This is a genomic window from Caproicibacterium sp. XB2, from assembly GCF_044880635.1.
Classification (GTDB): Bacteria; Bacillota; Clostridia; order Oscillospirales; family Acutalibacteraceae; genus Caproicibacterium; species Caproicibacterium lactatifermentans.
The window spans coordinates 1,909,784-1,935,282 of the sequence record NZ_CP173227.1 but is presented as its reverse complement, the minus strand read 5'-3'; the positions used below and the strand labels follow the sequence as shown (position 1 = coordinate 1,935,282).

Annotated in this window: 23 protein-coding genes and 1 pseudogene; 8 read left to right on the top strand and 16 right to left on the bottom strand. The window is 51.8% G+C overall.

Annotated elements, in window-relative coordinates; all coding sequences use genetic code 11:
• Window positions 1–50 precede the first annotated feature (50 nt).
• Both recO and ACIHKT_RS09635 read left to right on the top strand, forming a co-directional pair.
• Complete coding sequence (gene recO, locus ACIHKT_RS09640; RefSeq protein ID WP_086036716.1) at window positions 51–815, top strand: DNA repair protein RecO; 765 nt, start codon at window positions 51–53, stop codon at window positions 813–815.
• A 64-nt stretch (window positions 816–879) separates the two neighbouring features.
• On the top strand, window positions 880–3,255 hold the full coding sequence (locus ACIHKT_RS09635) for an endonuclease MutS2 (RefSeq protein ID WP_086036715.1): 2,376 nt from the start codon (window positions 880–882) through the stop codon (window positions 3,253–3,255).
• Window positions 3,256–3,315: 60 nt separating this feature from the next.
• Here the strand turns inward: ACIHKT_RS09635 and ACIHKT_RS09630 are convergent, their stop codons facing one another.
• The 3 genes and pseudogenes from ACIHKT_RS09630 to ACIHKT_RS09620 form a co-directional block, all read right to left on the bottom strand.
• Window positions 3,316–4,266, bottom strand: a complete 951-nt coding sequence (locus tag ACIHKT_RS09630; RefSeq protein ID WP_086036714.1) for an L-lactate dehydrogenase — start codon at window positions 4,264–4,266, stop codon at window positions 3,316–3,318.
• Between the two features lie 267 nt (window positions 4,267–4,533).
• Window positions 4,534–4,743: a hypothetical protein gene (locus tag ACIHKT_RS09625; protein ID WP_086036713.1), complete on the bottom strand. Its 210-nt coding sequence runs from the start codon at window positions 4,741–4,743 to the stop codon at window positions 4,534–4,536.
• 206 nt (window positions 4,744–4,949) lie between these two features.
• A pseudogene (locus ACIHKT_RS09620) lies at window positions 4,950–6,322 on the bottom strand (MATE family efflux transporter).
• Between the two features lie 162 nt (window positions 6,323–6,484).
• Between ACIHKT_RS09620 and ACIHKT_RS09615 the strand changes: the two are divergent.
• From ACIHKT_RS09615 to ACIHKT_RS09605, 3 genes are read left to right on the top strand one after another with little or no spacing between them, the layout of a single operon-like run.
• Complete coding sequence (locus ACIHKT_RS09615; RefSeq protein WP_404352440.1) at window positions 6,485–7,486, top strand: lysostaphin resistance A-like protein; 1,002 nt, start codon at window positions 6,485–6,487, stop codon at window positions 7,484–7,486.
• On the top strand, window positions 7,483–7,983 hold the full coding sequence (gene tadA, locus ACIHKT_RS09610) for a tRNA adenosine(34) deaminase TadA (protein ID WP_086036711.1): 501 nt from the start codon (window positions 7,483–7,485) through the stop codon (window positions 7,981–7,983). The genes ACIHKT_RS09615 and tadA overlap by 4 nt, the downstream gene beginning before the upstream one ends.
• Complete coding sequence (locus ACIHKT_RS09605) at window positions 7,956–8,456, top strand: VanZ family protein (RefSeq protein WP_157658999.1); 501 nt, start codon at window positions 7,956–7,958, stop codon at window positions 8,454–8,456. Before tadA ends, ACIHKT_RS09605 begins: the two co-directional genes overlap by 28 nt.
• A gap of 73 nt (window positions 8,457–8,529) precedes the next feature.
• Here the strand turns inward: ACIHKT_RS09605 and rbr are convergent, their stop codons facing one another.
• The 4 genes from rbr to ACIHKT_RS09585 form a co-directional block, all read right to left on the bottom strand.
• Complete coding sequence (rbr, locus tag ACIHKT_RS09600) at window positions 8,530–9,072, bottom strand: rubrerythrin (RefSeq protein ID WP_086036709.1); 543 nt, start codon at window positions 9,070–9,072, stop codon at window positions 8,530–8,532.
• Window positions 9,073–9,183: 111 nt separating this feature from the next.
• Window positions 9,184–10,278 (bottom strand): redox-regulated ATPase YchF, encoded by a 1,095-nt coding sequence (gene ychF, locus ACIHKT_RS09595; protein WP_086036708.1) that lies wholly within the window; start codon window positions 10,276–10,278, stop codon window positions 9,184–9,186.
• A 207-nt stretch (window positions 10,279–10,485) separates the two neighbouring features.
• The gene (locus ACIHKT_RS09590; RefSeq protein WP_404352437.1) at window positions 10,486–11,181 is read right to left on the bottom strand and encodes a TM2 domain-containing protein; all 696 of its coding nucleotides are present in this window, start codon (window positions 11,179–11,181) and stop codon (window positions 10,486–10,488) included.
• 27 nt (window positions 11,182–11,208) lie between these two features.
• On the bottom strand, window positions 11,209–11,937 hold the full coding sequence (locus tag ACIHKT_RS09585) for an HAD family hydrolase (RefSeq protein WP_086036706.1): 729 nt from the start codon (window positions 11,935–11,937) through the stop codon (window positions 11,209–11,211).
• 146 nt (window positions 11,938–12,083) lie between these two features.
• On the opposite strand from ACIHKT_RS09585, the gene ACIHKT_RS09580 reads away from it, so the two are divergent.
• Complete coding sequence (locus tag ACIHKT_RS09580; protein WP_157658997.1) at window positions 12,084–12,470, top strand: thioesterase family protein; 387 nt, start codon at window positions 12,084–12,086, stop codon at window positions 12,468–12,470.
• Window positions 12,471–12,541: 71 nt separating this feature from the next.
• On the opposite strand, the gene ACIHKT_RS09575 is transcribed toward ACIHKT_RS09580, so the two are convergent.
• The 7 genes from ACIHKT_RS09575 to ACIHKT_RS09545 all read right to left on the bottom strand — a co-directional run bounded on the left by ACIHKT_RS09575 (window position 12,542) and on the right by ACIHKT_RS09545 (window position 21,212).
• Complete coding sequence (locus ACIHKT_RS09575; protein WP_086036704.1) at window positions 12,542–13,204, bottom strand: DUF4230 domain-containing protein; 663 nt, start codon at window positions 13,202–13,204, stop codon at window positions 12,542–12,544.
• A 158-nt stretch (window positions 13,205–13,362) separates the two neighbouring features.
• Window positions 13,363–14,613, bottom strand: coding sequence for a polysaccharide biosynthesis tyrosine autokinase (locus ACIHKT_RS09570; RefSeq protein WP_174193584.1), 1,251 nt, complete (start codon window positions 14,611–14,613; stop codon window positions 13,363–13,365).
• Window positions 14,610–15,812, bottom strand: coding sequence for a glycosyltransferase (locus ACIHKT_RS09565; protein ID WP_404352434.1), 1,203 nt, complete (start codon window positions 15,810–15,812; stop codon window positions 14,610–14,612). Before ACIHKT_RS09565 ends, ACIHKT_RS09570 begins: the two co-directional genes overlap by 4 nt.
• Window positions 15,813–15,969: 157 nt before the next feature.
• Window positions 15,970–17,226, bottom strand: a complete 1,257-nt coding sequence (locus ACIHKT_RS09560; protein ID WP_086036701.1) for a polysaccharide biosynthesis tyrosine autokinase — start codon at window positions 17,224–17,226, stop codon at window positions 15,970–15,972.
• A gap of 19 nt (window positions 17,227–17,245) precedes the next feature.
• Window positions 17,246–18,433, bottom strand: coding sequence for a glycosyltransferase (locus ACIHKT_RS09555; RefSeq protein ID WP_086036700.1), 1,188 nt, complete (start codon window positions 18,431–18,433; stop codon window positions 17,246–17,248).
• Window positions 18,430–19,659 carry a glycosyltransferase gene (locus ACIHKT_RS09550; protein WP_086036699.1) on the bottom strand — a complete coding sequence of 410 codons (1,230 nt, stop codon included), beginning with the start codon at window positions 19,657–19,659 and terminating at the stop codon, window positions 18,430–18,432. The genes ACIHKT_RS09555 and ACIHKT_RS09550 overlap by 4 nt, the downstream gene beginning before the upstream one ends.
• Entirely contained in the window at window positions 19,656–21,212 is a 1,557-nt protein-coding gene (locus ACIHKT_RS09545) for an O-antigen polysaccharide polymerase Wzy family protein (RefSeq protein WP_404352431.1), read from the bottom strand. Before ACIHKT_RS09545 ends, ACIHKT_RS09550 begins: the two co-directional genes overlap by 4 nt.
• A gap of 258 nt (window positions 21,213–21,470) precedes the next feature.
• Here ACIHKT_RS09545 and ACIHKT_RS09540 point away from each other — a divergent pair, with 258 nt between their 5' ends.
• Window positions 21,471–21,989, top strand: coding sequence for a TIGR04002 family protein (locus ACIHKT_RS09540; protein WP_086036697.1), 519 nt, complete (start codon window positions 21,471–21,473; stop codon window positions 21,987–21,989).
• Window positions 21,990–22,072: 83 nt separating this feature from the next.
• Window positions 22,073–23,395: a lipopolysaccharide biosynthesis protein gene (locus tag ACIHKT_RS09535; protein WP_174193580.1), complete on the top strand. Its 1,323-nt coding sequence runs from the start codon at window positions 22,073–22,075 to the stop codon at window positions 23,393–23,395.
• Between the two features lie 110 nt (window positions 23,396–23,505).
• On the opposite strand, the gene ACIHKT_RS09530 is transcribed toward ACIHKT_RS09535, so the two are convergent.
• Both ACIHKT_RS09530 and ilvC read right to left on the bottom strand, forming a co-directional pair.
• Complete coding sequence (locus ACIHKT_RS09530; protein WP_086036695.1) at window positions 23,506–24,297, bottom strand: DUF975 family protein; 792 nt, start codon at window positions 24,295–24,297, stop codon at window positions 23,506–23,508.
• A gap of 171 nt (window positions 24,298–24,468) precedes the next feature.
• Window positions 24,469–25,482, bottom strand: a complete 1,014-nt coding sequence (gene ilvC, locus ACIHKT_RS09525) for a ketol-acid reductoisomerase (protein ID WP_086036694.1) — start codon at window positions 25,480–25,482, stop codon at window positions 24,469–24,471.
• Between the last annotated feature and the right edge of the window lie 17 nt (window positions 25,483–25,499).

Here is a 25,499-nt window from a genome sequence, read left to right as displayed (position 1 = left end):
ACGCTATGCCCAGTGCAGGGCAGAGAACAGCAAAGGAGAGGAGCAGCCGGATGCGGGTACAGACACAGGGAGTTGTCATCCGGGTCTCCAATGTAGGGGAGCGTGACCGTCTGGTAACGGTCCTGACGCGCGACCGCGGGGTCGTGCGCGCCTTTGCACGCAACAGCCGCGCGGCAAAAAGCAGCCTGGTTTCGGCCACTCAGCTTTTCTGCTATGCGCGGATTTTGCTATTCTGCGGAAAAGATAAATATATCATAGATGACGCCCAGCCGCTGGAAGTTTTTTTTGAGCTGCGGCAGGATATCGGCCGTCTTTCGTTGGCACAGTATTTTTGCGAACTAGCGGGAGAGCTGGCTCCGCAGGAGGACAGCGAAAAAGCGGCGGATTTTCTGCGGCTGCTGCTGTGTGCGTTCCGGCGGCTGTGCCGCGGCGGACGGCCGCTGCCGGTTGTAAAGGCCGCCACCGAGATGCGTATGCTGAGCCTGGCGGGCTATATGCCGGACCTTATCGGCTGTGCCCAGTGCCGGAAGTATGAGGACAGCATCATGTACTTTTACCCGCTGCAGGGCGAACTGCTGTGCCCCAGCTGCCGGCAGAAAAACGGACGGCAGGACGGGATAGCCCTGCACAAAGGGGCACTGACCGCTCTGCGCCACACCGTGTATGCCGACCTTCCGAAACTCTTTTCGTTTACATTGGGGGAGCAGGGGCAGCAGGAGCTGGCGCGCGCCAGTGAGGAATACCTATTGGATCGGATTGAATATCACTTCCGTACATTGGACTTTTACCATACCGTGGTGCAGCCTCCCGCGTAACGACAGAAAATTTTTTGTATTTCACATAGAATAAAAATCAATATCATAGAAACAGAGGGAAGACATGGACCAACAGACGAAACACCACTTTCATGCGTTGGAATTGGACAAGATTCTGCATCTGTTGAAGCAGGAAACCGCCAGCGACGCGGCGGCAGATATGGCGGAGCAGCTGTGCCCGCTGGAGGACCTTTCCAGTGTGCAGCGCCTGCTGCAGGAAACATGGGATGCGTACGGACTGATGGCAAAGTTCGGTTCACCGGCTTTCGGCGGACTGCACGATGTGGCCAATCCGCTGCGCCGCGCCTCCTCCGGCGGTGTGCTGAACATGGGGGAATTGCTGCGCATAGCGGGCGTTCTGCGCTGCCTGCGTGCCGTGAGTGACTGGCGCAGCAAAAGCGCAGGAATCAAAACGACACTGGATGACCGCTTTAACTGCATTGTTACCAATAAATATTTGGAAGAAAAAATTTACGGTGCCATTGCGACCGAAGAAGAAATGAACGACAATGCTTCACCGGCATTGGCCGCCATTCGCCGCAAAATCCGCGCGGCAAGCACCCGTGCCCGTGAAAAACTGGACAAAATGGTCCACTCGCCATATTATCAGAAGTTTTTGCAGGACCCAATCGTTACCCAGCGTTCTGGCCGGTATGTTGTGCCGGTGAAGGCGGAGTTCCGCGGTGAAGTGTCCGGGCTGGTGCATGATTCATCCAGCAGCGGTGCCACCGTATTTGTGGAGCCAATGGCGGTTGTGGAAGCCAACAATGAAGTGCGTGTCCTGCAAAACGACGAAAAGAACGAAATTGACCGCATTTTGCAGGAACTTTCGGCGGAAGCCGGCTCTTTTGCGGACAGCATCATTCACAGCTGCCAGTATGCCGCGGAGCTGGACCTGATTTTTGCGAAAGCCAGCCTCGGCTATAAGATGAAAGCAACACTGCCGGAGATGAACGACTGCGGGGAATTGGATCTGAAGCACGCCCGCCATCCGCTGATTGATCCCAAAAAGGTGGTTGCTACGGACATACGGCTCGGCACAGATTTTGATACATTGGTTATTACTGGCCCCAATACCGGCGGCAAAACCGTTACGCTGAAAACCATCGGTCTGCTGACGCTTATGGCAGAGTGTGGCTTGCTGGTGCCGGTTTCGGACGGCAGCAGACTTTCAGTTTTTGACCGTGTATTGGCGGACATCGGCGATGAACAGTCTATTGAACAGAACCTGTCCACATTTTCCGCGCATATGACCAATATTATCCGCATTATGCAGGAGGCAGACGGGAAAAGTTTGGTGCTGCTGGACGAACTGGGCGCCGGCACGGACCCGGTAGAGGGTGCGGCACTGGCGACCTCTATTTTGGAACAACTGCGACAGCAGGGTGCCCGCATTGCCGCGACAACGCATTATGCGGAGCTGAAAGCGTATGCGCTGGATACCCCCGGGGTACAGAATGGCTCCTGCGAGTTTGACGTGGCGACACTGCAGCCAACCTATCGGTTGCTGATTGGCGTGCCGGGACGCAGCAACGCGTTTGCCATTTCCCGCCGCTTAGGGATGAAAGCGTCCGTTGTGGAGAATGCGCAGCAGCTGGTTTCGCAGGAAAACACCCGTTTTGAGGATGTTGTCAGCAAGCTGGAGGAATCCCGCCGTTCACTGGAAGATGAGCGGGCAGAGGTACAGCGTGACCTGCTGGAGGCAAAGAAGGCACTGGAAAGCGCCGAAAAAGAAAAAGCGGAGCTGGAAGAAAACGCACAGAAGGAAATGGACCGTGCCCGTGAACAGGCCAGCCTTCTGGTTTCCCGCACGCGCGGACAGTCAGACCTTCTCCTCAATGAGCTGGAAGAACTGAAGAAACAGAAGAACAAACAAATTACCGCAGAACAGAAGGCAAAGCTGAACGCGGATTTACGCAAAATGGAAGAAACCGCGGACCCGGTGCAGAAGCGCCGCCGCCGTGGCGGTCAGCTGCCGCGGCCGCTGCGGGTAGGTGACACAGTACGGTTGGTGGATTTAGACCGTCCGGCATCTGTGGTGGAGGTTTCTGCGGATGGCAAGCATGTGGTGGTACAGGCCGGTGTCATCAAGACCAAAACAGATGTGGAAAATTTGCAGCTGGTCAGCGACGCGGAAAAGCGGAAGGCGGAACGCCGCCGCACCCGTACGGTATCCCATCGCTTTTCCAGCGCAGCGGCGCCTTCAGAGCTTGACTTGCGTGGGCAAACGGCGGACGAGGCCATTGCCAATGTGGACCTGTTTCTGGACCACGCCGCCCGCAGCAATTTGACACAGGTCACGATTATCCATGGCAAAGGGACAGGTGTCCTGCGCAAAGCGGTGCAGGAGCATCTGAAACGTCACCCCAATGTAAAACGCTATCGGCTGGGTACTTACGGCGAGGGCGAAAGCGGTGTAACCATTGCCGAATTGAAATAAAACACGAGGGAAGAAAAAAGGGCTGTCCACACTGAGGACAGTCCTTTTTGTTGCTTTTTATCAGCAAAGGTCTTTTAGCTGTTCCATATTTTTACGGATACCGTTGCAGCATTCGTGGAAAGTCGCTTTTTCAGCATCGGTCAGCGGCAACTCTAAAATCTGCTCAATGCCGTCCTTGCCGATGACGGCCGGTACACCGGCAAACAGGCCGCTTTCGCCGTACTCACCGCACAGCTCACAGCTGGCCGGCATAATCGCTTTCTCGTCGTGCAGGACAATGCTTGCCATGCGCGCGGCAGTGGTGGCGATGGCATATTCAGTGCACCATTTTCCGGAGAATGTAACCCAGCCGGAATGAATGGCGGCCTGCTGCATGGCGTCACGGTCAAAGCGGAAACGTTCGTCCTCTTTTGCCCAGTCGTCCAGCGAACGGCCGCGGAACGATACACAGGACCACGGCGAAAACTGTTTGACACCATGCTCGCCCATCATATAGGCGGTAATGGATTTTTGGTCGATGCCTGTCTGCTGTGCAAGAACGGACAGCAGGCGGGAAGTGTCCAGCCCGGTGCCGGTGCCAAAAACATGGCCGCGGGGCAGACCAAGACCAAGCGCAAGCTGACGTGTGACAATGTCGCAGGGGTTCGTAATGTTGATAAGAATGCCGTTAAAGCCGGATGCTTTCATTTTGTCCACATAACCGTTGACAGCGGGAATGGTGAAGCCCATTTCCAGTACACGGTTCATGCTGCCGTGCAGCAGTTCAATTTTACCGATACAGTTAATAATGAGGTCGCAGTCGCCAAGGTCACTGAAATCTCCAACGGAAGCACGTACACGGTGGGGCAGATAGGCAATGCTGTCCGTCAAATCCTGGCATTCGCTGGTGGCTTTCTTCTGGTCTGCATCCACCAGCACCAGATCGTCCGCAATTCCCTGCACGGCTAGGCTGTACATTACGTGTGCGCCCACATGACCAAGGCCGATGACGCCGATTTTTCTTGTTTTCAATGTAATACCCTCCCATAAAAACAAACTCTAATATGCCTTATCATAGCTTGTCTTTTTGTAAAGTGCAAGCTGTAGACACAAAAAATTCATGAAAGCGAAAAATCAGCGAATAGCAGTCAATACCCATATCAGCAATCTGAGGCGAAAATTAAAATCCGTCTGCCCGGATCGGGAATTTATGAAATGGCTAAACCGTGGGCAAGGTATCACCATTCTCGTGTCAAGCCATATCCTAAGTGAACTGTATCAGACGGCTGCCCGCTATATTTACTGCACAAAGGCCATGTGCTGGAGGAATTGACTCAGCAGGAGCTGGACGAAAAATGCAGATGCCATATTTCCATTCAAACGGACGATGCAGCCGAAGCCGCCGAGCGGAGTGCGGCTGCCGTGCATGGAGTTGACGGTGCCGGTGGTGGCGGCTGTATTGATTTTGGCGCTAATACTGACGTTGGCGCCGACCGCCATGGGTTTCACCAACGAAACTTCCTAAGAACTGCTAAAGTTTTAAATGATGCGCCGCCAATCAGACACAAGGAAAGAACAAGGTTCAATGGAATGGCCAGCTGAAGCGTATCCTGCAGAACAGTACTTTTTGCTGCTTAACAGTGTAGCAAAGAAATCCATTCTCTGCAAAAAAAAGCGGCACCGCCCGTTTACAGGCGATGCGTCAAATAAAGAACTTATTTTTTACAGGCCGGCGCTTTTTCAAATGTGTGCCGGAACCAGGTGAAGAAAGTGAAGAATGTAATGCATGCGGCGAGTGTGTCGGACACTGGCTCCGCCAGAAAGACAGCAAAAACTTTGTCAGTAAAGAAATGCGGCAGAATATAGATAAATGGAATTAAGAGAATGATTTTCCGCAGCAGTGCCAGCAGCAGGCTCTGTTTTGCCTGCCCCAGTGCCAGAAAACTTTGCTGGCAGGACATCTGAATGCCCACCATAAAAAGGGCGGCAAGGTAGATATGGGAAGCCCATATGGTTGTTTTGGTCAGTATCTGGTCATTTGTAAATATTCCAACAAAAACCGATGGGAAAAGCTGCATGCCCAGCACGCCGTCGTAAAAATGATAGAAGAAACAAGCAGCATGCGGAGCGCCTTGCGTACGCGGTCGTATTTCTGTGCGCCGTAGTTGTAGCTGATGATTGGCTGTGCACCTATGGTCAGCCCCTGCAGCGGCAGGCATACCATCTGCATCAGTGTGGAGAGAATGGACATGGCACCAACGGCCGTGTCGCCCCCAAAATGCTGCAGCGATGAATTGAAGCAGATGTTCAGAAGGCTTTCAGTAGACTGCATAATAAATGGCGACAAGCCCAGCGCTAGAACCGGCATGAGAACCTTGCGCTGAAGTTTAAAGTTTTCACGCCGCAGGCGCAGGGCCGTTTTTTCGCCGAACAGAAAGCGCAGCACCCATACCGCGCTGACTGCCTGAGAAATGACGGTTGCCACCGCAGCACCCTGTACACCCATACCGAAGGTAAAGATAAACAGCGGGTCCAGGATAATATTCAGTACTGCGCCAATCAGAGTGGTTTTCATGGCAACGGCTGCTGCGCCCTGCGCGGAGATGAAAGCATTCAGGCCTACTGAAATGAGGACAAATACTGTGCCCAGAACGTAAATGTGCAGATAGCTTAGGCCATAAGGCAGGGTGATGTCGCTGGCGCCAAACAGTAGCAGCAGAGGGCGGCTGAAGAAAAAGAATACAACCGTCAGCACGGCAGCGCACATAAGGAGCATAATAAAACAGTTGCCAAGAATCTTTTCCGCGTTTTCGCGGTTACCTCTTCCCATTTCAATGGAGGCACGGGGTGCGCCGCCAAGGCCAATGAGCGCACTGAAGGCGGCAATTAAAATCAGAATAGGGAAACTGACGCCGACACCCGTTAGGGCGGCCGCGCCAATGTTGGGAATGTGACCGATATACACGCGGTCCACCATATTGTAAAGCATATTGACGACCTGCGCGGCGATGGCGGGCAGGGACAGGCGCAGCATCAGTTTGCCGACGCTGTCGTTACCAAGGTCAGCAGTGGATTGTTTCTGGGACATGATAACATTTCTTTCCGGAGGTTTTGCAGAAATTAACGTTTTTCTTTCTTGGATTATCATAAACAAACAAAAGTTGAAAGCTGGATTTTCAAACACAGGTGGATATGGTATACTAAAATAAAGTTACGCCTTTGCGGCGGAGCAGAAAGGAATCAAATATTTATGGACTATCGTTATCAAATGCCTGTACAAAATGATCCCCGCTGGATGCTTGTGTGGCAGGAGCGCCGCGGTGCTGGCAGGGCGGTGAATACAGCCAGCTGGCTGACGCTTGGCTCTATCAGCGTTACGGCAGTGGTGCAGGTCCTTTTAGCTTTTTCTTTGCCCGCTGGAGCCAGTATGTCACTGCAGTATTTGGGTGACTGCGTTGGGTATTTGCTGCTGGCGCTGGTACCGATATTGTACGTATGCTTTTGTGGGCGGCCAACGGAGGAGTTCCTGCCTTTCCGTCGACCCGCTCAGGCCGGTCTGAGCGGCAGAGATATGCTGTTTTTGTATGTTTTTGGCATGGGGTTGATGCTGGCCTGCAATCTTCCTGTTTCTTTGGTGGAAGCGCTGGAACAGGTCTTTGGCTTTTCCGGTGAAATCCCCAATATGCCGCTGGACCACACTGCTTTTACACAGGTGCTGTACTTCCTGTATGGGACACTCATTCCGCCGCTGGTAGAAGAGGTTCTGTTCCGCGGTGCGGTGCTGGGATGCCTGCGCCGCTGGGGTAACTGGTTTGCCATTGTGGTATCTGCCCTGTTGTTTGGGCTGTACCACGGGAATGTGGCGCAGTTTGTGTTTGCTGTGCTGATTGGCATTTTGTTCGGTTATCTGCGGGTGCGTACAGAAAGCATTTTACCGTGCATTGTGCTGCATATGTTCAATAATGGCATGGCTTCGGTCGGTGCCTTATTGCAGGAAAATATGGGGCAGACGGTCCAGCAGCAGTTTACTATTGCTTATTTTGTGATATGTTTTGTGGCGGCAGTGGCTGCAGTTGTGGTCCGCCTGGCGGTGGAAGGAAAAGGTTCCATGAAAAAGCTGCGGATTCCGGCGGACCGGATGCTGACTTCCCAGTGGCAGCGAATGCGCGGAATGGCTACCACAGCCGGAGGCCTATTGATGCTGCTGTACGGTGTAGGGAGCAGCATTTATGTGCTGATGCAGTCCAGATGACAGATGAAGAATGTATGCGCCGTGCTCTGCAGCTGGCACAGGAGGCCGCCGATGAGGGAGAAGTGCCGGTTGGTGCTGTGCTGACGAAGGATGGCGAAATTATCGCCGAGGGAAAAAACCGGCGGGAAACGGGGAAAAATGCGCTGTACCATGCGGAACTGGCGGCGATTGACAAGGGCTGCCGGGTGCTGGGTGGCTGGCGGCTGTGGCAGTGTACGCTTTATGTTACGCTGGAGCCGTGTCCCATGTGTGCCGGTGCCATCATTAACGCCCGTATTCCACGGCTGGTATATGGCGCAAAGGACCCGAAGACCGGTTCCTGCGGCTCTGTTATCGATTTGTTTTCCTGTCCGTACAATCATCACCCAAAGGTGGAACAGGGCCTTTTGGGGGAAGAATGCGCAGAGGTGCTGCGCGGCTTTTTTCGCTGTATGCGTGCTGCCCGAAAAGAAAAGAAAGCAGGGAAACAATGGAAAACCGAAAACAAAGGACACTGACAAAAGTTCTATTGGTCATTTATTTGGCAATGCTGACGTGGCTGGTTCTATTTAAGCTGTCGTTTTCTCTTTCAATGTTTTACCGTTACCAGCACATCAATCTTATTCCGTTTGGAGCGTCTTTTTTGCCTGACGGCAGGTTAAATCTTGCTGAAATTTTGGGGAATGTTTTTATCTTTATTCCACTGGGAATCTTTTTAAAAATGCTGAAGCCGTCATGGTCATTTGCAAAAAAGACGGCGCTGTGTTTTTCGCTCAGTCTGGTATATGAAGTGCTGCAGTATGTTTTTGCTCTGGGGACAACCGATGTAACGGATCTGCTGGACAACACAGTGGGCGGTATGCTGGGGATAGGGCTATATATCCTCTTCAAAAAATGGTGGAAAGGAAAAACAGACCGTGTGATGAATATTTTTATGCTGGTTTTTATGGCGCTTATTCTGGCGGCAGTGTTGTATCTGAATATGGCATAGCTCGTATATATATACGGACACAAAAAGAGAGGCGGGAATTTTCCCGCCTCTCTTTTTTGTATGAACTTTGTTTTTAGTAATTTTCTGCGCGGCGCTCGAAGTAAGCCTGCGGATGTTTGCACGCAGGGCAAACCTTCGGTGCCTGCTTGCCGACATAGATGTAACCGCAGTTGCGGCATACCCACACGGTATTCTCGTCGTCATCCTGAAAGACAATATCCTCTTTCAGGTTGGCAAGCAGTTTGCGGTAGCGCTCTTCGTGGGATTTTTCAACACTGGCAATACGGCGCATGGTGGCGGCAATCGCCTTAAAGCCTTCCGCGTCGGCGGTGTCGGCAAATTCCTTATACATTTCGGTCCATTCATAATGTTCACCATCTGCGGCGTCCGCAAGGTTGGCGACAGTGTCGGGGACGTTGTCATCATGGAGCAGCTTAAACCAGAGCTTTGCGTGTTCCTTTTCATTGTTTGCCGTTTCCTCGAAAATAGCGGCAATTTGTTCGTATCCATCTTTTTTAGCCTTGCTGGCATAGTAGGTATACTTGTTGCGGGCCTGACTTTCGCCGGCGAATGCGGCGGCGAGATTTGCTTCGGTTTTGCTTCCCTTGAATTCCATGACGATTTCCTCCTTTAATAATGAATGAAAGTAGATAGACGTACGGTTTTGTGTATGGGAAAAGGGGAATATCAAAATCATCCCCATTTTACGGCAGAATATGAAAGCCGGTTAGACATTGAAGCGGAACAGCACCACGTCGCCGTCCTGCATGACATAATCTTTGCCCTCACTGCGGACCAGTCCCTTTTCGCGGGCGGCGGCCATACTGCCGCAGTCAATCAACTGCGTATAGGGAACGACTTCGGCGCGGATAAAGCCGCGCTCAAAGTCAGAGTGTATCTTGCCGGCGGCTTGCGGTGCTTTGGTGCCTTTCTGAATGGTCCATGCGCGCACTTCCGGCTCCCCGGCAGTCAGGAAGCTGATGAGGCCCAGCAGAGAATAGGACGCACGGATAAAGCGGTCCAGGCCGGATTCTTCCAGTCCCATATCAGAGAGGAATAGTGCCTTTTCGTCCGGTTCCATACCGGCAATTTCCGCTTCTGTTTCGGCGCAGATGGGCAGTACACCGGCATGCTCTTTAGCGGCGACTTCCTCTACAGCTTTGTAGTAATGGTTGTTTTCAATGCCATTTTTAAAGTCGTCTTCACTCATGTTGGCGGCATACAGGACGGGCTTGCTGGTCAGCAGGTTTACAGTGGACAGCAGGGCGGCTTCATCCTCGGTGCAGTCTATGCTGCGGGCAGGCAGACCGTCATTCAGGGCTTTTTTCACACGCTCAAAGAAGTCCAGATCCTCCTGGAACTTTTTGTCGGCCTTCAGCTGCTTTTTCGTCTTGTCAATGCGGCGATCCAGCACTTCGATATCCGAGAGAATCAGCTCCACATTGACGGTGTCGATGTCGCGGACGGGGTCAATGCTGCCGTCCACATGGACGATGTCATCGTTATCGAAACAGCGTACCACATGGACAATGGCGTCCACTTCACGAATATTTGCAAGAAATTTGTTGCCTAAGCCCTCGCCTTTGCTGGCGCCCTTGACCAGACCGGCGATATCTACGAACTCTACGGTCGCAGGGGTGTATTTCTGCGGGTGGTACATTTCCGCCAGCTTGTCCAGACGCTTGTCCGGCACTGCGACAATGCCAACGTTTGGCTCAATGGTGCAGAAAGGGTAGTTTGCGCTTTGTGCACCTGCATTGGTGATTGCGTTGAAAAGGGTGCTTTTGCCAACATTCGGCAGCCCCACAATACCTAATTTCATACAGTTTTGTCCTTCTTTTTCGTATTCTAATAATATTCAAAGTATACCATTATCCGGAAGGAAACGCAAGGTACACGCAGGTGCCCTCCGCGCGGCTTTTTCCGCTGAAAGAATAAACCGCTTTCCTGCAGGACAGCTTACTTATGGAAACGGAGGCATCAAAAAAACCTGTCCTAAAGAGGGCAGGCTTTTTTGAAAACATACGGACTACTGTGCCCGCATATGATATTTATTCTGGAATTCCTCATTGGACATGGTAAAAAGCAAAATAGATTCAGCAAGCGAAACAGCGTAGAGAATGCCCCATATCCAGCCGGTCCAGCCGAGGGTTATCAGCAGGAACAGCGAAACAAGGCCCCAGCCCCACTGGCCGGTATAGAATTTATGAATGCCGAATGGACCCAAAAGCAGGCAGAGAACGGCAGTTGCGGTACGGCTGCGGATAGGTGTGGCACTACCCGGTATAAAACAGCCGTCAAAATAACCAAACGGCCGGCCAACTTGTCCGAAGGGAAACTGCGGTTTGTTGACCATGGTACCATTGAATTGTCCGCCGTAAGTGTAGGGCGGGTGATATCTGTCCTGTGGGTTTGGCTGACCGCAGGTGCAGTTCCCGGCCTGCTGGTCCGGTGTGCCCTGTGGGTTCGGCTGACCGCAGGTGCAGTTCCCGGCCTGCTGGTCCGGTGTGCCCTGTGGGTTCGGCTGACCGCAGGTGCAGTTCCCGGCCTGCTGGTCCGGTGTGCCCTGTGGGTTCGGCTGACCGCAGGTGCAGTTCCCGGCCTGCTGGCCCGGTGTGCCCTGTGGGTTCGGCTGACCGCAAGTGCAGTTCCCGGCCTGCTGGCCCGACGTATTCGACTGCGCGTGTTCGACAAATTCCGGATTATTTTCTTTATCGGTTTCCATGTCGTTTGGCTCCTTTCGTCGTGGGTGTTAGGGATTGGATGCGTTCAGCAGTGCGGCAAAACGGCGCCAATCTGTCAGGCGGTTGCAGGGGTGTTTCGGCTGAATACAGGTGTCAAAGTCATTGTGAACACGATACCAAAACGCCCGCATTCCAGCGCCTGCGGCACCATCCATATCGCAGACGGGGTTATCGCCGCAGAACCAGGTTTCGTCGGCGGATGTCCCTATTTTATGCAGTGCAAGCTCAAAAAAACGCCGCTGTGGCTTGCGGAAGGCATATTCACTGCTGGCTAAAATGAAGCGGAACGGGTCCTGCGGAAAGCAGGCGTGCAGGCGGCGTTCCAATGTAGCGCCGGTAAAACAAAGGTTGCTTACGACGCCGAAAGGAATGCCATGCTGCTGCAGGGCGGAAAAGGCCTGTTCTATGTAGGGGGAGGGAGTAGCGGGGGAACAGACATCCCAGTATAGCTGCTCCGCCTGCAGGTCATTAATATCCAGCTGAATATCGAAAGATTCCAGCAAATAGCGCTGCAGGGATAAGTACCAAGTTTCCAGCGGCTGTGCGTCTTCCGGCACTTCCCAGTTGAGGTCCGCCTTGGCTTTCTGCGCGAATGCAAACAGCTGCGGCACAGTAACATGGTGTGGGTTGTAAACCGCGTGCTGCAGAACGGCGGTGTAGCCTTCTTTTATACGGGGGGAGGGCTCTGTACAGAGAGTCATACCATAATCGAACAGAACTGCTTTTGGATACTGCATAAAAACCTCCTAAAACGACCGGTTCGAAAAACCAATCAACAAACGCTGTCCGCAAAAGCGTTCCCTATTGCCTTTTTACAGAATTCTGGTAAAATGAAGATATGCAAAAACGAATTCATCATAGCATATTCATGGAGGAAATTCAAATGAATGAAAAAGCCATTATCAAAAAGGAAGTAACAAAAGATATGCTGGCAGTCAATGTCGGCAGCGGTTCCCTGTCTGTACTGGCAACGCCGTCCATCTGCGCGCTGTTTGAGAACGCCTCCGCACAGCTGGCCCAGCGGTATCTTGCTCCCAACAAAACGACTGTGGGATGCTCCCTTTCTATTGACCACACTGCACCGACACCTCTGGGCATGACGATCACCGTTACAGCGGAACTTGTAGAGCATGAGGGACGCTCCTTCCGTTTTCACTTGACAGCGGAAGATGAAAAGGGCGTTTGTGCAACAGGCGACCATACCCGCGTGGAAGTCAGCAGCCGCCGTTTTCAGCAGAAAGCGGACGACAAAAAGAACGCGGATAACTAAAACGATATGGCGTGAAAAAGAATGACAGCCGTCATACAGGAGCCTTGAACCACTTTTTGTGGCTCGGGGCTTTATTTTTTGCTGGACGCGGCCGACGACGCAGAGGACGTGGACTGCTGGCGGAAGGCAATTTTACGGTTTCCAGCTGTTGCCTGCAAAAGCTGTGTCAGGCTGGTTTTTGCCTTTGCATCAGCCTCTTTTAGAAGGCCCTGCTGGGCGGCTTTCTGCTCCATTTTGTGTTTTTCCCCTGCGGCGAAGGTCGTGTAGTCTTTTACATGAATGGGGTTAAAAATATTGTTTGTTTCATCGTAAACCTCAATGCTGTTCTCATCAATTTCATGGGACAGGACTTTTGCCTGCGGCAGGGTGAGGGTGACGGCGTTGTCCGAAACCTGCACCTGTACAGCGCTTAAATCCAGTCCGGCCTTAATCGTACCATCATAGGTAATCAAAAAACTTTTGGTAGTAAAAGGAACGGTGTAGCCGTAAAGAGCATTGGATTGTGAAAATTTCCCGACATTGGTGTACATATATTTAACCGTGGAAAGCTCCTGAATTCCGAGTACCTTTTCTTTTACAACCGTGCTGGTTACCTGCGGCTGGCTGCTGCCGCTGCGGGAAGCACGGCCGATGTTGATAAACAATAGGGATACGATACCAGCAGTGATGGCTGCGGTCAGAAGCAGCAGTTTTGTGGTACGTCCCAGGTGCAGTGTCTTCTTTTTAGAGTCCATAGATACCTCCAGTTCGGCGGCTCTGCTGCCGCCGGAAAAGCAGAAATTTGTCTGATTGCAGTTTATTATACTGGATATTGACGAAGAAAGCCAGAAAAAACATCCGCAGAAAACGTGAAACCTTTCTGCGGATGTCTGTGTATTCTGTGGAAGGTCCTTTATGCATCCATTACAATGAAGCCGCCGGTTTTGCCGCCGACACCGGCGGTGCGCTGCAAAACACGGTTCATGGTTTTGTAAGACGTCACATTGTATTTTGCAGTGAGCAGGACAGCTTGCGGGCAGGCGGCGATACTGTCTGCGTCTGGGTAATCCAGCTGAGATGGCGCACAGATAATGATGTTGTCATATTTGCTTTCAGCCGCTTTTAGTACGGCGGGAAAACTGCGGGCCAGCAGGTCAGCCGGATTTTCATCACCGGCTGCACCGGCCAGCAGAAACAGGCCATCCTGATTCGGCACGGCTGCAACGGCTTCTGCCATTGTGCAGCGGCCAGCTAAAACATCACGCAGGTTCTGTGTCGGGCTGACGCCCAGCAGGCCGGCCATCTGCGGGTTGCGCAGGTCAGCATCTATCGCCAGCACACGGCGGCCGGCTTGTGACAGAGAAACAGCAAGGCCCACCGCGGTTTGCGCGGTGCCGCCGTCCTTGGCGCCTTCTATCAGAAGACTGTTTGCAGGTTCTGCCTGATTCAGCAGAACGGTGCGGATTCGGCGGAAAGCGTCCGCCTGTTTGCCGTCACCGTGCGGGATTTCACCCAGACATTTCACACCCAGCAGGGCGGCGGCCTTTTTACCGTCACACACAGAACGGCGGGAAAGGACACGGATAAATCCATAGCATACAAACAGAATAAAACCAAGCACCAGGCCGAGGACACCGGCCTTGATTGTTGTGGCAAGTTTGGGGGTTTCCGGCATATCCGCGGCCGGGTCGCTGATGAAAGCGGTCAGCTTCGGCGACGGATACTGCTGAACCAGTTCGTCGCACAAAATCTCCGCAGCTGTATCAGAAATCTTCTCGGCCATGTCGGCGTTTGTTGTTTCCAGTGTCAGTTTCACGGCCGGTGCGCCCTGCTGCTGCTCACCGGTAATTTTGAGGATTTCCCCTTCCTGCAGGCCAAGACGTTTGGTTGTCTTTTCAATCAGGTCATGGGAGCTGGCCTGCGCCACGGCGGAAGTTATCCGATAGCTGACAATGCCGTTGTACTGCAGGCGGTAGTCTGAGCTGGCGTTTTCCGGAAGCTCGCAGTTCAGCATAATGGTGGTGTTGACTGTGCTGGACATGGAGTGCAGCTTCAGTGGCAGTAGGGCACACAAAACGCCGCACAGCAAAACAACCAGCAGAAACTTTATCCAGTTTCGTTTGTAAAAATGTAAAACATCCGAAAAGCGAAAATACGGCTTCATTGGTGTGGGTCCTCCTTATGGTTTGAGTCATCGGCAACACCCGCAAAGCGGAGTACCTTTTCCATAATCATTTTCCAATCAAAATGGTCCATGGCAAACTGACGTTCCTGGGCAGTAATTTCCGGATGCTGCCGACAGTTCAGCACAAATTTGACGACCATATTCATATCTACGGGGGAAGGGTCATTTGGTACCTGCAGGGCAAAAGCGGAGTTTCCCTTTTCCAGGGAATCCTCACAGGTGTAGATGAAAGGCAGACCCTGCACGCAGTATTCGCGTGCCTTTAGGGAAGAGCAGGCCTGCAGGCCCCGCCGGTAGCAGCCCAGTTTGGAAACCCCAAGGTCAGCCCTTGCGTATAGGTTTTCCAACTCTTTTCCCGTTTTAAAGCCGGGGCATTCCACATCTTCCTGCAGGCCGTATTTCCTGATTTGCGCACGGAAGTCCGGCATTTCCTTGGGGTCGCCGCCCACCATGATAAACCGAATATGCGGTTTGCGGTGTGGTTCCGCCTTTTTATAGCGATACATCCCTTCCAGAATGCGGTCATATGCCTGCCACCAAAGAGTACCTGCCACTCCAATCAAAACAATTTCGTCCGGGCTGGACTTCAGTGGCACCGGCTTCATGGCATTCACATCAATCCCATTGCTGATATTGATTGCCTTTACACCAAAGAAATGGTCGCTTGGGTTGCCAATCAGGGCAACGGCATCCACAAGCCCTTTCAGTCCCAAGGCGGAAAGACGGTCCTCCGCGGCAAAGGCAAGGACATGGGCTTTGGCGGAAACACGCTTTGTCAGAGGATGCACATGGTCGACGCTGCTGATGTAGTCCGCAATATAGGGGTAATTTGGCAGCTCGATAATAATGCGTCTAGTGCCGTTCCGGCGCGTAATTCTGCAGATTTCCAGAACATCAAAACTGATGCGGTCCAACCTCATGTACAAAACGTCAAAGGAATGCTGCGACAAATACTCTTTTGCAGCATCCGCAAGCTGATGCATCATTCCGCTGCCGCCGGTAAGCTTTTTTATTTGAGTCCCGTTTTCTGTAACAAAGCGGTATTCACAGCCTTTCCAAAGGGAGTAGGTAACATGATACCCCAACTGCTGGAAGGCGTGGACCTGTGAACGTATCTTACGGGTGACGCCGACATAGAGAAGGGCATCTTCCTGAAAAGTTAGATACATGAGTTCCATTTGCTGATCTCCTCGTAAAGCCTTTATCGTTTTCTCTGCAGGGAAAGAACTGCCTGTTGTTTTGGAACCTTAACTGCAGAGTTTCCTGCCCGTTCCTTCGGTGGTGCCGCAGGGGAACAAACTCCTTGTGTAACTAGGGAAGGCAAGTTGGCTGCAGTCAGGCGCCTACTACGACAAAACCAGCCACTTTGCCGCCGACGTCTGCGGAAGCGCTGACAGCGCTGCGTGCTGTGGAAAAGGAGGTCTGTCCATATTTTGCAGTGCAAAGGACGGCCTGCGGGAAGGCGGCAATGCTGTCTGCGTCCGGGTAGTCCGGCTGGGACGGTGCGCAGATAATCACACTGTCATACTGCGTTTCAGCTTCCTTCAGCACGGCGGGAAAACTGCGGGCCAAAAGGTCAGCTGGGTCGTCTTTTCCAGAAGCACCTGCCAGAAGGAACAGACCGTCATGATCCGGAACCGCCTCTGCGGCTTCTGCCAGGGTACTGCGGCCTATCAGAACGTCCCGCAGGTTCTGTGCGGGCTTTACGCCCAAAAGGTCAGCCATCTGTGGGCTGCGCAGGTCAGCGTCCACAGCCAAAACACGGCGTCCGGCTTGGGCCAAAGAAACTGCAAGACCAGCTGCGGTCTGCGGTGCACCGCTGTCCTTTCCGGTGTCCTCTATCAGCAGGCTCCTGGAAGTTTTTGTCTGGTTCAGCAGCACAGTGCGCAGTTCACGGAAAGCATCCGCCTGTTTTCTGCCGTCACCGTGTGGAATCTCACCCAGGCATTTGGCGCCGACCAGTTCGGCAGAACCTTTGCCGCTGCGGATAGAGTGGTTGGAAAGAACACGGATAAGTCCGTAACAGAGGAAGACAATAAAACCAAAGGCAAGGCCCAGAATGCCGGATTTTATCATAGCAGATTTTTTGGAGTGGCTGACGACCAGAACTGCCCTATCGCTGATGAAAGCGGAAAGCTTCGGCGAGGGGAACCGCTGAACTACTTCTTCTCCCAGAATATCGGCGGCAGTGTCGGCAATTTTTGCGGCCATGTCCGCGTTGGTGGTCTGCACGGTCAGCTTTACGGCCGGCGCACTTCTCATCTGTTCACCGGTAATCTTGCTGATTTCGCCCTTTTTCAGGCCAAGACGCTGGGTCGTTTTTTCCACAAGGCTGTTGGAATTGGACTGTACCAGAACGGACTGCACACGGTTGTAGAGAATGCCGGTGTACTGCTCACGAAAATCAGTGGAAGCATTTCCTGGCAGCTGGCAGTTGATAGTCAGGGTGCTGTTGGTGGTATAAGTGTACTTGGCCAGCTTTAGGGGAAGCAATCCACACACAACACCAAACAGAAGGATGACCAGAAGAAATTTGACCCAGTTTCGCTTAAAGAAATGCATGACGTCAGAAAAACTTGCATACAGCTCCATTGTGGGGCCTCCTTATTGTTTAAGATTTATCCGCGGCGCCCGCAAAGCGGAGCACCTTTTCCATAATGATTTTCCAGTCGAAGTGGTCAGCCGCGTACTGCCTTTCCTGCCGGGAGATGTCTGGATTCTGTCGGCAGCGCTCGACAAAGCGGACCACGGCGGCAATGTTTACCGGGGAAGAGTCATTTGGAATTTTCATCGCAAATGCTACATCTTTCGGCAGGGTATCCTCATAAGCATACAGGAAGGGAATGCCGGCGGCACAGTATTCGCGTGATTTCAGGGGTGACAGCCATGTCAGGCCAATCTGATAAACGCCCAGGGAGGAAACCGCCGCGTCACACTGGTTGTAAAGAACGGAAAGTTCCTTCGCGTTTTTATAACCGAGAAAGGCAGAGGAACTGCCGAGGGAAAGTGATTCCGCACGGGCCTTCATGGCTTCAATCGTCTCATTTGCACCGACGATTTCAAAGCAGACTTCCGGGTCCTGCGGTGCTTTTTCCTTTTTATACTGTGCCAATCCTTCCAGCACACGGGAATAGCCGTGCGCAACGGAGGTTCCCGCTACACCCAGCAGGCGAATGGTGCCGTCGGAGCTGCTGACCTGTTTTGGAGCAATTTTGCCGACTGCTACGCCATTGTCAATGGTAATGGCCGGAATTCCCCACAAACGGGAAATCGGTGCGCCGAAAACAGCCAGTGCATCTACATACTGTTTCATATGCGGTACAGTGGTGGCGTGCTGCCAAATTTCCAGCAAATGACCGGCCATTGAGCGCCGGTCTTTTTTCTGCAGGTCCACATGCAGAAAGCGCTTGTACTCACCCCAATAGGGGTAAGTGGCAATCTCAAAAATAACGCGGCAGGCAGGGTTCACATTCTTTGCAGAAGCCGCCGTCTGTAGCGCATAGGGATTTGCCAGAAAGCCTTTAATGTATACGGCATCATAGCGGCCGTCCGCGGCAAATTCACTGATGCACCGGGCAATGGACTGCTGCTGTTCGTGCCAGCGCAGGCCGGAAGGGAAATCCTTCCGCTGTAGCTTGCTGCCGTCCGCACTGCAAAGCAAAACGCTGCTGCCATCTACGCAGGTATAGTGCGCTTCCCAGCCCAGCTGGGCAACGCCCTCTGTCTGTCCGGCGACTTTTTTGAGGATGCCAGCATATTGTTTTGCTTTGCTGACATTGCTTACATATAGAAATTTCATAATGTATTCCCACCATTCAAGGCCGAATAAAATGCATGGTAATTTTTTTCTGCACTGAATTTTTCCGCCCAGATTTTACGGGCATTGCGGCAAAATCCGTCATAGGCTTCCGCGTCCATATTCCGCATTTTCTGCAGAGCGGCCAGCAGTGCCTGCGGTGTAAAGTCCGCCGGCAGGAGGAACCCGTTTTCCCCGTTTTTTACAATTTCATGAGTGCCGCCGACATCGGTGGCGACCACCGGTGTGCCGAAAGAAGCGGCCTCCATAATGGTTACAGGAATTCCCTCACTGGAACTGACATTGACAAACACAGATACCGCATGTTCCCGGTAATAGGCCAGAACTTCCGCGTTCGTTTTCTGCCCGAGGAACTGAACGGTGACATTTGGAGGCAGCTTTTCAGCCTCTGCCTGCAGTTCGTTTTCCAGCGGACCAGAGCCGATGTGCGTCCAGACAACAGGAAAATCGGTCTGCTGCAGCGCGGCAATCAAAAGATGAATCCGCTTAACTGGAACCAGATAGGAACAGGACAGCAGGCGAAAAGGCTCCCGACTGTGCTGCCCAATGCCGTTGTCGTTTGTGCCGAGGTAGGCACAGGCGATTTTTCCGGCGTCCGGGCCTGCCTGTTGCCGCAGGACCACCGCGCCGTCCTCTGAACAGGGACAGATGCGGTCAAGATGATGGAACAGATAGCGGCGCATGGGCAGGTAGCCGCTTTTTCGCCGTTCCGGGTGAATATCAAACCCATGAGCACGGGAAATTTGACGAACCGTGACGCCCTGTTTCCGCAGTGAGTCGGCAAAACGCACGCCGGCCGCCGCCGCGTCGTACAGCCAGTAGCTGTACAGCACCACTTCGTCACCCGGCCGAACGGAAATTGTTTCTGTCAGTGCCGCGGCAATTTCTACCGCGTTTTTCGCGAAAAACAATAACTCATGCGTGCGCTCTCCGTTTAACTGCCCTTCCTTTGCCAGCAGGGAAATTTCAGCCCGCACATCGGAACGCAGCAGCAGACGCATATAAGCGGATCGGCCAAGGCTGCGGCGCGGCAGCTGCACCAGCTCGCAGCCTTCCGGCAGAGACTTTGTCTGTACCGCACCTTTCTGCGGGCTGCACGGGCAGACCAGAATACGGTCAAAACCGAAAGCCCGCGCCAGCTCGGCGGGGATAAAATCCTCTCCGCTGCCCAACGGAAAAGAAGTCGTCAGCAGAATTAATAGCTTCAAGTGGGATCAGCACCTCCTGCAGAGAAGGGAACAATGCCGCCCCGTGACCGGCGCAGGTGCGCGCCAATTCCGGAAACCAGCAGTGCCGCCAGATAAATGAGGATAAAGTAAAGCAGGTAGGTAATGCTGAATACATTGAAAACCCAGGATAAGGCAAAGTTGCGAGGCACATAAACCAGGTCCTTTATGGCAATTAAGCTAAGGGCAAGAACTGGCCAGGAGCGGGTGAGCATGGTGGCAAAGAAACGGAACGCAACACCAAAGAAACCGCTGACGATGGCAACGCCCGCCATACCGAAAGAAACGTAGGCTTCTGCAACAAAAGAGGTCCCAAAGCCGCCGCCGTTTAGGTACCGGGACGGGTCCGCCATAAAGGTCAGCACATGACCAAAGTTGTAATTGGTCATAACATACGGAATATTCTGAGTGCTCGTTAAGGAAGAAAGGCCCAAAATAGAACTGAGCAGGCCGTTGTTGTGTACAAATTCAGTGCAGGGATAGAACAAAAACTGCCAGGAAGTCTGGTGGTTAAAATAATCCCAATAGTTGACCATCTGTTGAACAACCCGATAAGTCGCTCCCTGTGAATACAGGAAATTAGAAAGGGCAGTGAACAAATTGCGGTGTCCGCTTCCACCTGCGCGCCGTTCTGCTACCATCTCCAGGAAGTATATCATCAATGCGATGACAATGAGGACCGGCACAATGTGTTTTTTCTGGAAAATACGCTGTTCTTTCGGAATGATTCTGTCCCGCAGGAAAAAGTAAATCAAAAGCATCAGCGCTTCGCAGACAAAAGTGTTGCGCCGGCCGGTCATCAGGGAGGAGAGCATATAAATCCCGTAAACAAAAAGCGGCAGCCTCAGCTGGCAGCGGTCCGGCAGCGTGGCCAGAAATACGGCAAAAGACGGCACAAAGAACATGGAAAGCCGGCTGATAACCGACGGCACGCTTCTGTCTAAGTCTTTTGTATAGGAACCGAGGTACCCGTACCGCAGCACAACCAGAATGCTCTGCAGCAGGACATAGAAAAATGCCAGCGAGCTGATAATCAGCATAATGATGCTGATTTGACGAATCAGTGGTGTAAGCTGGCTGCGGTGGAATACAGAGGGGTCATGTTTTTCCAGTGCTTTTTCCCGATGGAAAAACAACGGTGCCGACAGCTTGTACCCGGCGTAGACAAAAAGAAGTGCGAAGGTAACAATCTGCAGCGCCGAAAAGAGATTTTCGTAAGAATTCGCTTCCAAATTATAAAGCAGATAATCGGGGTCCTTTGCCAAGAAAGCAATATAAACACGCCCCAGCAGCAGAATATCAAAGGAAATGACAAAGACCAGCATGGGGAAGTCCCGCCGGATATGGCTGCAGAGGTCCCAAAGAATAGCAACATTTAGAGCGACATTTGCGGCGAAAAGCAGATATACTGCACCAGTTGAGTACGAATTGCCGGACAGCCGCAGCAGATTCGCCAGGATAAGAAGAATACTGCCCGAGCCAAACAGCAGCGTATTGCGCCATGTGCTGCGCGCATTCAGCTGTTCTGCTGTCATGGGTCCACCTCCTGTTTTGTTCAAGTTCAAAATATTATAATTATCTTATTATAGCATGGAATCTTTTCAGTGACAAATTTTTTAAAAATCGGAAGCACAAGATATTTTCAGAACGGTATATGTAAACTGTACCTCTTATTTTTTTATAGACTGTCTATTTTAAACATTCCAGTTTTCCGCTATGATAAGGAAAATCCTGTTCCCACGAAAAGTGCGGGAGACTGAAACAGGCCTGTAGAGAAAGGAAAGTGGTTCCCTGTGAAAAACAAATCCCTGCATCTTGGTGTTATGGCTGCGCTGTTTGGCGCACTCATTTTTGTAGTGACGGCTTATATTCTGCATATTCCAACGCCGGCAACCGGCGGCTATATCCATCTGGGTGACGCTTTCGTCTATTTGGCGGCCAGTATGCTGCCCGCACCGTATGCGGTGGCAGCCGCCGGAATAGGGGAGGCAATGTCGGATGCACTGACGGGCAGCCTAGTGTATGCCCTGCCGACACTGCTGATTAAATCGGCGATGGCGCTGTGCTTTTCCACGGCCGGTGCCAAGCTGCTGACACGGCGCAATGCCCTTGCTACCATTGCGGCTGGCGCCATTTGTGTTGGCGGCTACTACCTGACAGAGGCGTTCCTGATGCACAGCATGGTTTCACCGCTGGTGGAAATTCCGGCAAACTTGGTGCAGGCAGCTGCCAGTGCGGTTATTTATCTGCTGGCGGCACGTGCACTGGACCGTCTGCAGATGAAAAAGAAAGTGGCGGCTTTCGTTCAGTAAACATCATTGTTATCTGACCAAAAGAATGGTATAATATTCTCCATGTTCTTTATGAAACAGCGAATATGGAGTATGAAGACAATATGAAGAAAAAAGACAGAAGAATTCACAGCGATGTGGTGCGGGATTCTCTCAACACGTTTGGAACCAATGCATTTGGTGCGGTGCTGGCACTCATTTCCTCTATTGTAGTGCTTCGCCGGGTGGACCCAACCATAAAAGGTTACTACAATGCGGTGCAGAACTGGGGCGGCGGCTTTTATACCATCATTGGGTTAAGCGTAGCGGCCTCTATTATTTATTTCGTCGCGCGATATAAGATTGAAAATACCCGGAAGCCCATTGTAAAACTGGGAGCAGTCATTTTCGTGGTGATTGCGGTTATTGGCACGGCAATTTTGATTGCACTGCGAAAAAGTTCGTTTTTCAACAAGACACCGTCGCCGTTTTTGGTGGCGATTGTAGTCTATGCGCTGAGTTCCCTGGTGCTGAACCTGTGTACCGGTGTGCTGCGCGGTGAAAATAAGTTTAAGTCCTTTAATATGATTAACCTGCTGCAGCGAATTTTGGCAATGATTTTAGCCCTTTACATTGCATTCCGACCATCGGCAAGCATTTGGATTTGGGGAACCGTAGCCATTTCCTGCGGAATGATTGTATTTGGTCTAGTGTGTATCCGCCGCTGGAACGGTCCGCGGCCTAAGCCTGCACCGGACGATGATTATCCGGTACCGGCTAACTCCATGATTAAGTACAGCCTGAAAGCCCATGTCAGCAACGTCCTGACCTACATCAATACATTCCTCGGTACCTATATTGTACAAGGAAAGTTTGGCATTAAAAACCTTGGCGTCTACTCTACGGCATTTACCATTATGCAGCAGGTGTGGATTCTGCCGGATGCGGTCAGCCAGGTCATTATGAGCCGCATTGCGGCTATGAGTGAGCAGAAAGACAAACTGCACCTAACATTGATATCTACGAAGATGGTTACCTATGTAACAACGGTGGCGGCACTGCTGATTCTGTGGATGGCAAATGTTTTTGTGCCGTGGCTGTTTCCAATGTATACGGGAGCGCTGGCACCGCTGTCATACCTCATTGTCGGCTCCATCTTTATTTCCTATTCCAAGGTGCTGGGCAATTCCATAGCTGCCTACGGTCGGCCGGAGCTTAATATCCTGCCCACTGCGCTGGGTGTCGCTTCCAACTGTGTAGCGTGCCTGATTTTTATTCCGTTGCTTGGCATTAACGGCGTGGCACTGTCCACCTCTATTTCTCTGACGGTGCAGGGGCTTTCCAGTATCGTTATTTTTTGCAGATACTCCCATACACCGTTTGTTCGTCTGCTGGTACCAAGCCGTGAAGAGCTGAATGCTGTAAAACAAATATTCAAACATAAATAATCCGTTGAAATGACAGAACGCTGCTCCGTGTTCCGCACGCTTTCAAAGGTGCGGGATACGGAGCAGTTTTTCATAGCTGTATGTCAGTCAGAATAAGGAATACTTTTTGTTTACTGCGGCTGGCTGTTCGCCGGCTGCAGGCAGAGCTCGGCGGGATTCAGCTGGTTCATTTGAATCGCGCGGTCACGTACATAAATGTACAGTTCTGCACGGGCGCTTTCCACATAAGGCATCAGGAAAGATACGCTCAGGCCCAGCGTTATCAGGCTGGTCAACCCCACCAGTATATACCACCAGAAAAAGGAAAGGTCAAACAGGAAAAGGCGCCCTTTTTCACCGTCTGACAGCATCCAACTGATTTCCCGTGCGCGTTTTCCGGTCAAGCTGGGATTGTCTGCCAGCAGAAAATCTACATAATAATACTGATAGCGCTTTACAATGCCCGGAACGATAAACAATAGGCTCCACAAAAAAATAAAAAGATTGGTCGTGAAAAGAACGCCGACGGTGTTCCCCCAGCTCTGCTGAAAGCCGCTGAACAGAGTGGAGAAGTGGGTGTCACCAAAGCGTTTGTGCAGGTAGTAGCGGCTGGCACCTACCATCATAGCTGCGCCGATAAAAATGGCGACCAGCAGTGTCAGCAGGGCCAGAATGGAAGAAATCGTTGGGAAGAAGCCGAAGCTGTGGTGCCATGAAAAGTCAGCCCCACTCCATTCATTCCGCAAGAAAAGGCCGTCTTGGAAGTCGTGCAGCTTTTTAACTAGATGCTGAAAAGAGCTGTATATGGAAAAAATACCGCCGCTCAGCAGCGTTGCCACCAACGAAACAGCAAAGCTTACCCAGTAACAGTTGTGTAGGGAAATTTTTGCGTTGTCCTTCAGAATGGAACGTTGCCAGTTCATAATGATTTCTCCTTTCGTGTGGGAAAACTGTAAAAAGGAACAATGCTCTTTTATATTTTATTATTCTATATATTCTATATGAAACAAATGGAAAATATAGAAAAAATAAGGGAATACAGAGAAAAACCGTACAGGGAAACAGTTCCCCGTACGGCCTTTTTGTAAAACCGATTAGTCGGCGTATTTGTCGTTCTTGTTGTTCCAGGAATACATCTTGCGCAGCTCGGAACCAACTTTCTCCAGCTGATGTTCTGCGCTCATCTTGCGGCATGCGTTGAAGTGGCAGCGGCCGTTCTTGTTTTCGGCAATCCACTTGGAAGCAAATGTACCATCCTGGATTTCATTGAGGACCTGTTTCATGGAAGCTTTCACTTCAGGGGTGATGATGCGTTTGCCAGTCTCATAATCGCCATATTCAGCGGTGTCAGAGATGGAGTAGCGCATGAAGCTGAAGCCGCCTGTATAAATCAGGTCAACAATCAATTTCATTTCATGAATGCACTCGAAGTAAGCATTCTCCGGCGGATAACCAGCCTCTACCAGAGTTTCAAAGCCGGCCTTCATCAGGGCAGTTACACCGCCGCAAAGGACAGCCTGCTCGCCGAACAGGTCTGTTTCGGTTTCAATTTTAAAGGTTGTTTCCATCAGAGCAGCGCGTGCGGCGCCCAGTGCTGCGCCGTAAGCCAGCGCGATGTCTTGGCAGTGACCGGAAGCGTCCTGATAGACGGCAATCAGTGCCGGGGTGCCCTTGCCTTCGACGAACTCACTGCGCACAGTGTGACCCGGAGCCTTCGGGGCAATCATAAAGACATCTACATCCTTCGGCGGAACGATTTGGCCGTAATGAATGTTAAAGCCATGTGCGAAGGCAAGTGCCTTGCCAGAGGTCAGATACGGTGCAATGTCGTCCTTATAAATCTGAGACTGTTTCTCATCCGGGGCCAGAACCATAATAATGTCAGCAGCCTTTGTAGCTTCTGCAGTGGTCATAACCTTGAATCCCATGTCTTTTTCCACATGTCCCCAGCGCTTGCTGCCCTTATACAGACCAACAATGACGTTGACACCGCTGTCGCGCAGGTTAAGCGCGTGTGCATGGCCTTGGCTACCGAAGCCAATGACGGCCACAGTCTTTCCTTTCAGTACGTTGATGTCGCAGTCTGCGTCGTAATAGATCTTTGGCATTATTCTGTTCCTCCTTA

Excerpts from the sequence above, each read along its gene's own strand:
- recO (WP_086036716.1), top strand. The coding sequence starts at position 51 with ATGCGGGTACAGACACAGGGAGTTGTCATCCGGGTCTCCAATGTAGGG.
- ACIHKT_RS09635 (WP_086036715.1), top strand. The coding sequence starts at position 880 with ATGGACCAACAGACGAAACACCACTTTCATGCGTTGGAATTGGACAAG.
- ACIHKT_RS09615 (WP_404352440.1), top strand. The coding sequence starts at position 6,485 with ATGGACTATCGTTATCAAATGCCTGTACAAAATGATCCCCGCTGGATG.
- tadA (WP_086036711.1), top strand. The coding sequence starts at position 7,483 with ATGACAGATGAAGAATGTATGCGCCGTGCTCTGCAGCTGGCACAGGAG.
- ACIHKT_RS09605 (WP_157658999.1), top strand. The coding sequence starts at position 7,956 with ATGGAAAACCGAAAACAAAGGACACTGACAAAAGTTCTATTGGTCATT.
- rbr (WP_086036709.1), bottom strand. The coding sequence starts at position 9,072 with ATGGAATTCAAGGGAAGCAAAACCGAAGCAAATCTCGCCGCCGCATTC.
- ychF (WP_086036708.1), bottom strand. The coding sequence starts at position 10,278 with ATGAAATTAGGTATTGTGGGGCTGCCGAATGTTGGCAAAAGCACCCTT.
- ACIHKT_RS09590 (WP_404352437.1), bottom strand. The coding sequence starts at position 11,181 with ATGGAAACCGATAAAGAAAATAATCCGGAATTTGTCGAACACGCGCAG.
- ACIHKT_RS09585 (WP_086036706.1), bottom strand. The coding sequence starts at position 11,937 with ATGCAGTATCCAAAAGCAGTTCTGTTCGATTATGGTATGACTCTCTGT.
- ACIHKT_RS09580 (WP_157658997.1), top strand. The coding sequence starts at position 12,084 with ATGAATGAAAAAGCCATTATCAAAAAGGAAGTAACAAAAGATATGCTG.
- ACIHKT_RS09575 (WP_086036704.1), bottom strand. The coding sequence starts at position 13,204 with ATGGACTCTAAAAAGAAGACACTGCACCTGGGACGTACCACAAAACTG.
- ACIHKT_RS09570 (WP_174193584.1), bottom strand. The coding sequence starts at position 14,613 with ATGAAGCCGTATTTTCGCTTTTCGGATGTTTTACATTTTTACAAACGA.
- ACIHKT_RS09565 (WP_404352434.1), bottom strand. The coding sequence starts at position 15,812 with ATGGAACTCATGTATCTAACTTTTCAGGAAGATGCCCTTCTCTATGTC.
- ACIHKT_RS09560 (WP_086036701.1), bottom strand. The coding sequence starts at position 17,226 with ATGGAGCTGTATGCAAGTTTTTCTGACGTCATGCATTTCTTTAAGCGA.
- ACIHKT_RS09555 (WP_086036700.1), bottom strand. The coding sequence starts at position 18,433 with ATGAAATTTCTATATGTAAGCAATGTCAGCAAAGCAAAACAATATGCT.
- ACIHKT_RS09545 (WP_404352431.1), bottom strand. The coding sequence starts at position 21,212 with ATGACAGCAGAACAGCTGAATGCGCGCAGCACATGGCGCAATACGCTG.
- ACIHKT_RS09535 (WP_174193580.1), top strand. The coding sequence starts at position 22,073 with ATGAAGAAAAAAGACAGAAGAATTCACAGCGATGTGGTGCGGGATTCT.
- ACIHKT_RS09530 (WP_086036695.1), bottom strand. The coding sequence starts at position 24,297 with ATGAACTGGCAACGTTCCATTCTGAAGGACAACGCAAAAATTTCCCTA.
- ilvC (WP_086036694.1), bottom strand. The coding sequence starts at position 25,482 with ATGCCAAAGATCTATTACGACGCAGACTGCGACATCAACGTACTGAAA.